At 73.5% G+C, this 11820-nt stretch carries 10 protein-coding genes; 6 read left to right on the forward strand and 4 right to left on the reverse strand.

Annotation, left to right across the window (positions count from 1 at the left end; genetic code table 11):
• The first annotated feature begins 82 nt into the window (after window positions 1–82).
• Window positions 83–523 carry a hypothetical protein gene (locus ACGF3C_RS07585; RefSeq protein ID WP_393219788.1) on the forward strand — a complete coding sequence of 147 codons (441 nt, stop codon included), beginning with the start codon at window positions 83–85 and terminating at the stop codon, window positions 521–523.
• On the opposite strand, the gene ACGF3C_RS07590 is transcribed toward ACGF3C_RS07585, so the two are convergent.
• Window positions 520–1683, reverse strand: a complete 1164-nt coding sequence (locus tag ACGF3C_RS07590) for a class I SAM-dependent methyltransferase (RefSeq protein WP_393219791.1) — start codon at window positions 1681–1683, stop codon at window positions 520–522. The two genes, ACGF3C_RS07585 and ACGF3C_RS07590, sit on opposite strands and share 4 nt — an antisense overlap.
• A gap of 88 nt (window positions 1684–1771) precedes the next feature.
• Window positions 1772–3460, reverse strand: a complete 1689-nt coding sequence (locus ACGF3C_RS07595) for a DEAD/DEAH box helicase (protein ID WP_357233827.1) — start codon at window positions 3458–3460, stop codon at window positions 1772–1774.
• 417 nt (window positions 3461–3877) lie between these two features.
• On the opposite strand from ACGF3C_RS07595, the gene ACGF3C_RS07600 reads away from it, so the two are divergent.
• A complete protein-coding gene (locus ACGF3C_RS07600) occupies window positions 3878–4519 on the forward strand; it encodes a ferritin-like fold-containing protein (protein WP_393219795.1) in 642 nt (213 codons plus the stop codon).
• A gap of 75 nt (window positions 4520–4594) precedes the next feature.
• Here the strand turns inward: ACGF3C_RS07600 and ACGF3C_RS07605 are convergent, their stop codons facing one another.
• Both ACGF3C_RS07605 and ACGF3C_RS07610 read right to left on the reverse strand, forming a co-directional pair.
• Window positions 4595–4822 (reverse strand): DUF3107 domain-containing protein, encoded by a 228-nt coding sequence (locus ACGF3C_RS07605; protein WP_088950288.1) that lies wholly within the window; start codon window positions 4820–4822, stop codon window positions 4595–4597.
• Between the two features lie 64 nt (window positions 4823–4886).
• Complete coding sequence (locus ACGF3C_RS07610) at window positions 4887–5525, reverse strand: TetR/AcrR family transcriptional regulator (protein ID WP_030489514.1); 639 nt, start codon at window positions 5523–5525, stop codon at window positions 4887–4889.
• A 1751-nt stretch (window positions 5526–7276) separates the two neighbouring features.
• Between ACGF3C_RS07610 and ACGF3C_RS07615 the strand changes: the two genes are divergently transcribed.
• The 4 genes from ACGF3C_RS07615 (at window position 7277) to ACGF3C_RS07630 (ending at window position 11699) form a co-directional block, all read left to right on the forward strand.
• Window positions 7277–8929: a hypothetical protein gene (locus ACGF3C_RS07615; protein ID WP_393220752.1), complete on the forward strand. Its 1653-nt coding sequence runs from the start codon at window positions 7277–7279 to the stop codon at window positions 8927–8929.
• Window positions 8930–8952: 23 nt separating this feature from the next.
• The gene (locus tag ACGF3C_RS07620; protein ID WP_393219799.1) at window positions 8953–9927 is read left to right on the forward strand and encodes an alpha/beta fold hydrolase; all 975 of its coding nucleotides are present in this window, start codon (window positions 8953–8955) and stop codon (window positions 9925–9927) included.
• A gap of 5 nt (window positions 9928–9932) precedes the next feature.
• Window positions 9933–10781 (forward strand): DUF3152 domain-containing protein, encoded by an 849-nt coding sequence (locus tag ACGF3C_RS07625; protein ID WP_393219802.1) that lies wholly within the window; start codon window positions 9933–9935, stop codon window positions 10779–10781.
• A gap of 96 nt (window positions 10782–10877) precedes the next feature.
• The gene (locus ACGF3C_RS07630) at window positions 10878–11699 is read left to right on the forward strand and encodes a DUF3152 domain-containing protein (RefSeq protein WP_393219805.1); all 822 of its coding nucleotides are present in this window, start codon (window positions 10878–10880) and stop codon (window positions 11697–11699) included.
• Window positions 11700–11820: the final 121 nt, after the last annotated feature.

Below are 11820 nucleotides of genomic sequence, written 5' to 3' on the forward strand. Positions count from 1 at the left end.
GTTCTTCCATTAAGCTCGGTGCCCGTCCCGACATCGCGTCTGTCGCCTGCCGCCTCCGACCGGACCATCGCCGAGGAGCACCATGGCCGAATTGAGCCGCCCCCAGCCGTACCAGCCCGGTGCGGTGAGCCTCTTCTTCGTCGCCAAGGCCGGCGTCTTCGCCGCCGCGTTCTGGATCTGGTTGCTGGTCCTGGTGCTCCGCACCGACTCCGCGACCGGTCTCGAGGTGCTGGCCGCCACCGGTGCCATCACCACCACGCTGGTCGCTGTCCTGCTCGGCGCCCGGATGGCGTTGCAACACAACGCCGCCATCCGGCACGCCGAGGTGAAGAAGCTGCTGGTCGACATCTCCTGGAACGCCTTCGCGGCAGCCGGCAACGCCGAGACCGAGGGCAAGGTCGTGCCATTCCCGACCGCCCCGGTCGACGGTGACTGGGCCGTCCAGCGGCCCGCCGCCGACCGGGTGTCTGTCCTCGACCGTGGTGCCAGCGAGCGCAACGGTGGCCGGGGCCGCCGACGCTAGTCGCCCGGGGGTGCCTCTTCGGCGGCCAGCAGGGTCTCCAGCCGGGGAGTGACCTGCCACTGGTCCACCAGCTCGCGGTACTCCGCGCGCTGTGGCCCGGTCGCCCCGGCACCGGTACGACGGGCGCGGATCAGCAGGTTACGCGGGGTGTGCTGCGAGTCCACGAACTCCACCACCTCGGTCCGGTAGCCGTGCACCCGCAGCAACCCGGCGCGCAGCGCGTCGGTGAGCACGTCGGCGAAGCGCTCGCGCAGGATGCCCTGCCGGGTCAGCAGCTCGTACGGGGTCGGGGCGGGATGGGCGCGGAGCTGCTTCGCCAGATCGTGGTGGCAGCACGGCGCGGCCAGCACCCAACGGGCCTCCCAGCGCACCGCGCGGGCCAGCGCCTCGTCGGTGGCGGTGTCGCAGGCGTGCAGCGCCAGCACCAGGTCGGGCGCGGGGTCGACGACAGCGTCGGCGATCGTCCCGGCCACGAAGCTGACCTGGTCGGCCCAGCCGAGCCGCTGCGCCAGCTCGGTGTTGCGCCGCCGCTGGTCCTCCCGGACGTCCACGCCGACCAGTTGGACGTCGAGCCCCCGACTTGTCAGGTAGCGGTACGCCGCGAACGTCAGGTAGGCGTTGCCGCAGCCCAGGTCGACCACCCGTAGCGAACCCGTCAGGTCGTCGGGCAGGGTAGCGGCCAGGGCCCGCAGGAACGCGTCCACCTGGCGGCGCTTGGCCGCCGAGCCGCCGATCTCGGCGAAGATCGGGTCACCGGGGTCGAGCAGGTATTCCTTCGCCCGGTCGTTCCCGGTGGGCGTCGCCACCGGACGGGACGTCGCGGCCCGATGCACCTGCGCCTCGCCGGACTTGGTCACCCGCAGCTGAAGGGTCGCGTCGGCCGTCTCGACGTGCCAGTTGCCGAACGGCTCGGCCAGCAGTTCGTCGATCGCCGCAGCGGCCTCCGGGCCGGAGGCGAGGTTGCGGGTGTAGGGGCGAGCACCGTCGGACGTGGTGATCTGCATCCGGGGCCCGGCCTTGAGCCGCACCGGCCGCAGTTCGGCCCGCTCAACTGTGGGGCGGCGACCGCGTCGACGTCCGGCGGCGACCGCCCGGGTCAGCGCGGGGTCGAGCAGCAGCGCCCGAACCTCGGTCAGGGCGGCGTCCAGTGGTTGCGGCATCGTTCCATCTTCGGCAGGTGGGGTGGGAGAAGGGAACATCCCCCGTACCGCGCGAGGCGGTGCGGGGGATGTCAGGTGTGGCTGGTGGTCAGTCCGCTGTCGCTTCGGCCGGCGTACCCGCATCGGAACCGCCACCACGGCGGCGGCGTCGGCGACGCGGCTTGGACGCCTCGCCCTCGGACGCGGTGGCCGGCTCGGACGGGCCGGCGTCGGCGGAGATCACCGCCGTCGTCTCGGCCGTGACCGCCTCGCCGGCCCGGCGGCGACGCCGACGGCGAGGGGTACGGGTGCCTTCGTCGGCGGCGTCGGCCGCAGGTGCCTCGGCGGCGGCCGGCGTGGCGGCGTCGGAGCGGTCGCGGCGGCCATCGCCCCGACCACGGCGCTCGCCGCGACCCTCACCACGACTCTCGCCGCGTCGGGGGCCACGACCACCGCTGTCGCCCCGACGGGAGCGGGTCGTCCCACCCAGATCCTCTTCGATCTCGGCGGACAGCCCGGCCCGGGTGCGCTCGGCCGTGGGCAGCGTGCCGCTGACCTCGGTGGAGATGTGCAGGTCGGTGTAGAGGTGCGGCGACGTGTGGTACGTCTCCGGCGGCTCCGGCATCTCCAGACCGAGGGTCTTGTCGATGATCCGCCAGCGCGGCATGTCGTCCCAGTCGACGAAGGTCACCGCGACACCCGTCGCGCCGGCCCGGCCGGTACGACCGATCCGGTGGGTGTAGGTGTCCTGGTCTTCCGGGCAGTCGTAGTTGATGACGTGGGTGACGCCTGTGACGTCCAGCCCACGGGCCGCCACGTCGGTGGCGACCAGGATGTCGATCTTGCCGGCCCGGAAGGCCCGCAGCGCCCGCTCACGGGCACCCTGGCCGAGGTCACCATGTACGGCGGCGACCGCGAAGCCACGGAAGTCGAGATCCTCGGCGACCCGGTCGGCCGCCCGCTTGGTACGCGTGAAGATCATGGTCAGCCCGCGCCCCTCCGCCTGGAGGATGCGCGCCACCACCTCGACCTTGTTCATCGAGTGGGTGCGGTAGACCAACTGCTGGGTCTGCGGCGACGGGCCGGTCTCGGCGGTGTGCCCGGCGTGGATCGTCATCGGCTGGCGCAGGAAGCGCCGCGACAGGGTGACGATCGGGTCCGGCATGGTGGCCGAGAAGAGCATCGTCTGCCGGTCTTCCGGAAGCATCGCCAGGATCTTCTCGACGTCGTCGAGGAAGCCCAGGTCGAGCATCCGGTCGGCCTCGTCGAGGACGAGCGCGTGCACCCGGTCGAGCCGGAGGTGCTTCTGCTTCTGCAGGTCCATCAGTCGGCCGGGCGTGCCGACCAGGATCTCGACGCCCTTGCGCAGCGCGTCGATCTGCGGCTCGTACGCCACGCCGCCGTAGATCGGCAGCACCCGGACGCCACGCGTCCGGCCGGCGGCGGCCAGGTCCTTGGCGACCTGGATGCCCAGCTCACGGGTGGGGACGACGACCAGCGCCTGGGGGACGCCGTCGCTGCCCTCGCCCGGGGCGAAGACCCGGTCGAGCAGCGGTACGCCGAAGCCGAGGGTCTTGCCGGTGCCGGTGGGCGCCTGGCCGATCAGGTCGACGCCGCGCAGCGCGATCGGGATCGCGTACTCCTGGATGGCGAAGGCGCGGGTGATGCCGGCCGAGGCCAGGGCCTCGACGGTCTCGGCGCGGGCGCCGAGTGCGGCGAACGTGGGGGCCTCCGGTCGAACCGGGGCGGTGGGGGCCAGTTCCTGGCCGTCCAGCAAATCTTGAGTCAGGTCGCTCATGTGGATGTGGGGGTGCCCTCTCGTGGGTGCGCCCGTCATGTCCTCAGGGCGCGTTCGGTATGACGCGGGCCACACGGTCGGCGGCAGATTGCCGAGCCGGACCGGGCCGCACGCGCGCCGCGGGCTGAGCTTCGATCAGATCGGCGCCCACGGCAACTGCTCCATGTTACCTGAACAGGCATACCCCCGTCCCGATTCCCAGTCGGCCACTCGCCACGCGGGGCAAGCAATTGTGACCCACCCCACACCAGCCCCCAGTCCCGCCCGCGCCCTCGTTCGCCGCGCCCCGCCCCCGCCAGCGTCGATCATGGAGTTGCGGTAGTGGACAAAAGGTTCAAAAACCCAGCAACCGGGCACCATGACTTCGTGATCGGCGGGGGCCAGCGCGGAGGGCAGCCACGCGATAGCCTGCCGCTCGTGTCCGCCTCCGGTTCCGCGTACGCCGATTTGCTGGGTCTGGTCGCCTTCGGCGAGCTGCTCGCCTTCGAGCGGATGGCGGGTGATGCCCGGCTCGCTCCTGACCTGCGCCGCCGGGCAGCGCTCAACGAGATGGCCGCGGCTGAGATCGCCAACTACCGGCGCCTCGCCGACCGGCTCACCGCGTTGGGCGTACCGCCCGAGGATGCGATGGCGCCCTATGTCGAGCCGTTGCAGGCGTACCACGACTCGACCGAGCCGCGGGACTGGGCGGAGGTGGTGACGAAGGCGTACGTGGGCGACGCGATCACCGACGACTTCGTTCGCGAGATTGCCGACGCGCTGGAGGAACCGGACCGGGCGCTGGTGCTGGACGTCCTGCACGACTCCCGGTACGCGGACTTCGCCGCTGCGGAGATCCGGGTGGCCGTCGCCGACGACCCCCGGGTGGCCGGTCGGCTCTCCATGTGGGCCCGACGGCTGGTGGGTGAGGCGTTGTCCCAGGCCGGCCGTGTCGCCGCCGAGCGGGCCACCCTCACCGCGCTGATCGCACACGACGGCCGGGTCGACGTGCCGGGGCTGTTCGGCAGGCTCACCACCGCGCACACCGCGCGAATGGCCGCCGCCGGGCTGAACAACTGACCACCCGGCCGGGTCGGCCGGCTCCGGCCTGCGGCAGGTGGGCCGAGTGCCGACCTGCCGCGATGGCCGGACCGGTCAGCGGACGGTGAACCCGACCGCCCGGGACGACGCCTCGGCGATCTCGACGTAGGCGACCTTCTCGACCGGAACGATGACCCGCCGGCCCTTCTCGTCGGTCAGGGAGAGCGTGCCGCCGTTGCCGGCGAAGGCGTCGGTCACGATCTGCTCGATCTCGGCCGGCGACTGCGCGCTGTCCACTACCAGCTCGCGTGGCGCGTACTGCACGCCGATCTTGACCTCCACTGTGCCTCCTCAACTGGGGCGAGAGAACCGCCCTGCGAAGGCTATCCGATCACGGGCCCGGCGGTCAGGCTGACTCACCTTGCAGCGGGAAGCTCGCGATGCCCCGCCACGACAGCGCGGCCACCAACGCCTCAGCTTCGGCCTTCGGCACCTGTCGGCCGCCGGCCAGCCAGAACTGTGCGGCCGTCTCCGCCGCGCCGACCAGCCCGGAGGCCAGCAGCTCGGCGTGCGCCCGACTCACCCCGGTGTCGGAGATGATGGTGTCGGTGATCGCCGCGATGCAGCCCTGCTCGACCCGCTCCACCCGCTGCCGTACGGCCGGGTCGTTGCGCAGGTCCGATTCGAAGACGAGCCGGAACGCCTCGCTCTCGTGGTCGACGAAGTCGAAGTACGCCCGTACCGACGCGCTGACACGTTCCTTGTTGTCGCTGGTACCGCGCATCGCATCCTGCACCTGAGCGACGATGGCGTCACAGTGCGTGTCGAGCAGCGCCAGGTAGAGATCCATCTTTCCGGGAAAGTGTTGGTAGAGCACCGGCTTCGAGACCCCGGCCCGCTCGGCGATGTCGTCCATCGCGGCGGCGTGGTAGCCCTGCGCGACGAACACCTCCTGCGCCGCAGCGAGAAGCTGCTTACGACGCGCGGAGCGAGGCAGGCGGGTGGGCCGGCCAGCGGTCTGTGCACCGTTCCCCGCAGCGGTCATGGGATCCTCCGAGTTCTCCGTACGAGCCGGCATTTTCCCCCCAGACCGGGCGAGGCCCGTGACCTCGGTCGTGGAAATGGCCCGCCGCTGTAACTTATCGCCACTCTCGGCACACGGTAGCCTCAGCGGGGGCGACCAAGGAGCGCGCGGTGAGTGAAACAGGGCAACCCGGAGCCGCCACCCCGGGAGATCACGGTGACGGAGCGGGTCAGCACGACGACCCGAGCCGTTCCGTCAGTGGGTGGGCGCCTCAGGCGGGTGGGTGGCCCCGAGCCGCCGACCACGAGGACGCCCGGGATGAGGCGCCGCGCTGGCAGCCCGACCCCGCGTCGGGCTGGCGGAGCTCCTCGACACGGCACGGTGACCTGCCATCGCCGCTGGTGGGGCGGTCGGGCGACCCGGAGTCGCCGACCCGCACCAACGGCCACCAGGTCAACGGCGTGCACCACCCGGACGACGTCAACGGCGTCCACCACCCCGGTCTCGAACCGCCCTCGGGGCGCCCCACGCCGGTGAGCGCACCACCCGGGCTGCCCGAGGAGGGTCGCCTCGGGGCGGCCGGCGACCGGCTCGTGGTGCCCGCCCAACGTCCCGCACCGCCAGCGGAGCAGGGTGCCGTCGAGTCCGACCCGGGCCCCGCCCCACACTCCAGCGCCGATCCGGCTGCCGCGCACCGTGCCCGCTGGGCCGAGCCCGGCTTGCCCACCTCGGCCCCGCCGGCCGTCCAGGTGCCACCCGTCGGCACCGCGGCGTCGGGTTTCGAGGTTCCACCCGGTTTCCACGCGCCGATCGCCGAGCGGCTGGCCGCCGACGAGAGTCCGACCGCCCCACGCGACTGGCGGGACCCGCTCGCACCCGAGCCCGCAGCCACCTCGGGACGCAACCCGGGCCCGGCCGCCTCCGCCGACGAGGGCGAGCCCGGTCGCGCTTCCGAGGGTTCCCGCCCGGCAGACACGCATCGCGCCGGCGAGGCGCATCGCACCGGGGACGCGCAGCGTCCCGGCGAAACGCACCGGGCCGGGGAGTCGTCGGCCATCGAGCCCGACTGGTCGGGGCCGAGCTGGAACCGCCCGAGCTGGGGTGGCGGGTGGGCCCCGCCCTGGTCCCGCCAGGACGACGAGCCGGCTGGCCCGGCTGCACGGGACGAGTCGGCGCCGGACTGGGTCGGCGAACCCCACCAGCCGTACGAGCCGGTGCGCGCCGAGGTGCCCCGTCCGTACGAGCCGGTGCGCGCCGAGGTGCCCCGTCCGTACGAACCCGGCCGGGTCGAATCCGCGTCCACCCCGGAACGCCCCGCCGAACCGACCAGTGGTCCGCCTGCTGAGCGTCCGTCCTGGGCGGGTTCCGGGGCGACCGGCGGACCCCGGTCCGACCGCCCGTCCTGGGCTGGCGGGGCCGATCCCGACCCCACCAACGCGTCGCCCGCGCGGCCCTCCTGGGCCGGGGGGGCCGATCCGACGCCGACCAGCCTGCCGCCGGTGCGGCCGTCCTGGGCCGGCGGGTCCGAGGCGGCGACCAGTGTGCCGCCGGTACGACCGTCCTGGGCCGGCGGTTCCGAACCGCCCGCCACCGGCGCGGCGGCGACGCGACCGTCCTGGGCCGGCGGCGCCGATCCGGCGCCGGCCAGCTCCCCGCCGACGCGACCCTCCTGGGCCTCCAGCCCCGCATCGTCCGACCCGCCCCTACCGGCCGAGGCGACGCCTCCGGTACCCGCCGGACCGCCGCCGGCTCCGGCCGGGCCACCGCCCACGGTGACCGACGCGCCACCGGCTCCGGCAGGCCCGTCGCTGGTCGCGGAGCGCTCGTCCTGGACCGGCGGTTCGCCGACGGCGAGCAGTTCCGGGGCCGAGCGGCCGGACTGGTCCGAGGGCCGGCTCCCGGCCACCCCGGTCGAGCGCCCGTCATGGCCGGCCAGCCGGTCGGCCAGCACCGGTGGGGGCGACGGAGGCGAGACGCCTGGCCGGGCCCGGCCCGACGTCCGACCGACCGGGCCGTTCCGGCTCCGGCCGGCGACACCCGAGCCCGGTCCGTCACCCGTCGAGCCGCCCACACCGGCCGCGCCGGTGAACGGCTCGCCATCGACTGACGCCACCCTGCCCTCCACCGCAGCGGTTCCGCCCACCAACCCCAAGGGTTCCGGCCGCCGCGATCAGTCCGCACCGACGTCCGCCTCCGCCTCCGCCTACGCGGCGCGCCGATCCGCTCCCGACCCGACGTCCCCGGCCGACGATGGCCGGCAGTCGGCTGCGAGCGCGGTGGTGCTGCCGCAGCGCGTCCCCGCGGAACCGGACGTGCCCGTCGTGCCGGAGCCGCCAGCCGTGGAGCCACCCGCCGAAACTCCGGAACTGGCCCGCATCGCCACTCACCTGCGCCGGGACGACGAGCCAGCCCCACTGCGCGAGCGCCCCGAGGGGTTCGATGTCAACGCGATCCTGGACGCCGTCCGGGAGGTGGCCGGTGTCCGCGACGCGGCCCTGCGCCGCACTCCGGCGGGTGCGCACAGTCTGCGACTGGACCTGGCCGACGGTGCCGACCCGGCCGAGGTGAGCCGGCAGGTGGCCCGGCTGCTCCAGGAGCGGATGGGGTTGGCCGCGGCCCCGCAGAACGTGCCCGGCCTGCCCAGCACGCCACCACCACCGGTTCGCCGTCGCGCGGCCGAGCCCGCCGAGCGACGTGCCCCGGAGACTCGAAACGCGGCTTCGCGCGACCCCGGCGAGGTTCGCTCGGCCGAGCCGCCGACGGTCGCCCGCCCGTCAAGCGGTCGGGTCGAGTCCCTGCCGGCCGGGCCGGAGCAGCGGACCGGCACGGACCCGACGCGCCGCCGCCGGTCGAACGCTCCGCACCGGGGGCGCGCCACGGTGGAGGAACCAGGGTCGGTCTCGTCCGCGCCGGCCGGCGCCGCGACCGGTAGCCCGGCGACGCTGGGCACGTCGTACTCCGGTGGTCAGGTGACCACGACGGAGTCGGCGCCGTCGCGGCCACTGGAGACCGGCGGTACGCCGGGGCCCCGGGTGGTGATCGACCACGTGCAGGTCAGCACCTTCGGCCTGGACGCGAACGTGGAGGTCCGGCTGCTTGCCGGGGGCGACAGCGCCTCCGGGTACGCCACCGGGCCGGCGGTGGACGGCTACGTGTTGCGGCTCTGCGCGGTGGCGGCGGCGGCCGCGGTGGACGAGTTGCTGCGCGGTGCCGAGAACGCCGAGCGGGGGCGCTGTTTCGTCGAGCACGCCGCCGTGGTGCCCTTCGGCAACTGCGAGGTGGCCACCGTTGTGGCGCTGCTGGTCTGTGAGGGCTGGGTCGAGCAGCTCGCCGGGTCGGCCCTGGTCGCGGGTGATCCGCGTCAGGCTGTGGTCCGGGCGACGCTGGCGGCGGTCAACCGTCGGCTTGAGGCGCTGCTGTCCTGAGTGGTTCGAGGCAGACTGGAGCAATGAGACGCGCCACCCTCTGGCCGGATAACCTGCTCCCCGACGACCGCGTCCCGCCGCCATGGCCGGGCCGGGAGGTCCGCCTCGACGGCCGGCTCACGTACGTCCGGGACACCCCGGCCACCGCCGCCGGTGCGGAGCCGGCGTTGTACGTGCACGGGTTGGGCGGGTCGTCGCAGAACTGGACCGACCTGGCCGGTCTGCTCGCCGACCGGCTGGACGGTCAGGCCATCGACCTGCCCGGCTTCGGCCGTAGCGAGCCGGGCCCGAGCTACACGATTCCGGCCTTCGCGAATCTGGTCGTCCGCTGGATCGAGCATTCCGGTCGAGGGCCGGTGCACCTGTTCGGCAATTCGCTGGGTGGCGCGGTCGCGGTCCAGGTCGCCGCGCTCCGGCCGGATCTGGTCCGCACCCTCACCCTGATATCCCCGGCGCTGCCGTTCCTGGATTTCCGGCGCTCGTTGCAGGGGCGGATGCTGCCGGTGCTCGCCATTCCGCGAGGTGAGCGGCTGGTCGCCCGGCATCTCACCCAGCTTGCTCCCGAGGTGATGGCCCAGCAGGTGCTGGAGGCGTGCGTCGCCGACCTCAGCCGGATCTGCGATCAGCGCCGGGCCGAGGCGCTGGAGGAGATCCGGGTGCGGTACGAGGCCGAGCACTACGCCGCCGCGTACGTCCGGACGTTCCGTGGGCTGGTCTCCAGCTTCCTGCGGGCGTACCTGCGGGGGCCGGGGTCGCTGTGGCGCCTCGCCGAGGCGGTACGCGCACCGACCCTTGTGGTGGGCGGTCTGCAGGACCGTCTGGTCGACGTGCGGGTCGGGCCGCAGACCGCCCGGCTCATTCCGGACAGCCGACTGATGATGCTCGAGGGCGTCGGCCATGTGGCGCAGTTGGAGGTTCCCCGGCTGGTCGCCCGCGCGGTGGTCGGCCTGCTCACCGAAACGGGGGACGCCGCGGGGCGGTCTGATCTGGCAGGCTGACCTGGATGCTCAGCTCAGCCCGCCATTCTGCTCGCCGTCGGCGACGTGTCGCGCTGGTCGCCCAACTGGTGGCGGTGGTGGTGGCCGTCGGCGCGGCGGTGACCGTGATCGCCGAAGGGCCGGGTGGGCACCCGGGCGCTGAGCGGTTGGCCGCCGAGGAGATCAGCGCGCCGCCGCCGCTGGTGGCCGGGCCGCTGCCGCCCGCCCCTTCGCCCTCCGGCGCGATCACGCCGAGCCTGCCCCCGGTGTTGCGGGTGCCCGGCGCGGTTCCGAGCGCGGGCACGGGCGGGTTCGGCTACGACGCCCGTTCCGGCCCGGTGCTGGGGCGGGCCGGTGAGCTGCGGCGTTACCGGGTCGCTGTGGAGTCGGGCAGCGCGGAGGACGTCACCGAGTTCGCCGAGGCGGTGGAGGCGGCGCTGGCCGGGCCGGGCAGTTGGGTCGACAGCGGCAGGTTGCGGCTCCAGCAGGTGCCGGGGGCTGCGCCTCGGGACTTCACCGTCTACCTGGCCACCGCCCGCACCGCGGGTCGGATGTGCGCGAAGGGTGGGGTCGACATCCGGATCGACGGCCGCCCGTACACGTCCTGTCGCGCGCCCGGCCAGGTGATCATCAACCTGGATCGGTGGCGGTTGTCAGTGCCGCACTTCGTCTCGGCCGGTGTGCCGCTGACGGTCTACCGGACGTACGTGGTCAACCACGAGGTGGGTCACCAGCTCGGGCATCGGCACGAGCGCTGCCCCGGCAAGGGCCGGCCGGCTCCGGTGATGATGCAGCAGACGCTGTTCCTCAACGGCTGCCGGGTCAACCCCTGGCCGTACCTGAACGGGCGTCGGTACACGGGCCCCGCTCTCTGAGTACGACACGCCGACCATTGACCCCTCCATCAGGCGTCTTGTGGCAATAGCGGCAAAAACGGAGAAATGCCCGAATAATCTGGCAGGCTTGATCCTATGACGCCGTCGTCCCCTTACGGCCCGCCCCGGCCGCCCGAGCCCAGCTCGGCGTTGCGGGGTGCGCGTCCCGCGTTCGTCCGGATGCACCGGCGTCGTCGTCGCAGCATGCTGCTCGGTCTGCTCGTGCTCGCGGGCGCCATCGGGGTGACTGTGAGCCGGGGCGGCGAACCATCGGTCGAGCCTCCGGCCACCACGCAGGGCGGAATGGGCCACGGAGGTGGGGCGGCCGCGCACCCGGCGCCCACCGGCTATCCGTCGGTCGGAGCGGGACGCTTCACGGCAGCCGACGGCGAGACACCGGTGTACGGCACGGACGGGCCGCTGCACCGGTACCGGGTCGTCGTGGAACGCGGCGCCGGCCAGGACGCCGACGTGTTCGCCTCCCGGGTGGACGAGGTGCTGACCGACCCGCGCAGTTGGATCGCGTCCGATGAGCTGCGGGTGCAACGGGTGGCCGACGCAGGGGCCGCCGACTTCACCATCTACCTGGCCACCCCGGTCACGTCCGAGCGGATGTGCGCCGAGGGTGGGTTGACCACCGAGCGCTACACCTCCTGTCGCCTGCCCGGTCAGGTCATCATCAACCTGGCCCGCTGGATGGAGGCGGTCCCCGACTACGGCGCCCCGCTGGACACCTACCGGACCTACGTCATCAACCACGAGGTGGGCCACGAGTTCGGCGCGGAGCACGAGGCGTGTCCGGGCCCGGGGGAGCCCGCCCCGGTGATGCAGCAGCAGACGTACGGCCTGCAAGGCTGCGTCGCCAACGCCTGGCCGTACCTCGACGGTCGTCGCTACGCGGGGGACATCGTCCCCTGATCCGCCGGGTCCTCGGTTATTCCCGCTCCCGCATACCGGACCACGTGTCGTCCCTCATGGCCGAGGAGGGCTCCCGCGAGCAACAATGGCGCGGTTCACACCGCCGATCCCGGGGAGTCCA

The sequence above is a fragment of the Micromonospora sp. NPDC047762 genome (assembly GCF_043204655.1).
Classification (GTDB): domain Bacteria; phylum Actinomycetota; class Actinomycetes; order Mycobacteriales; family Micromonosporaceae; genus Micromonospora.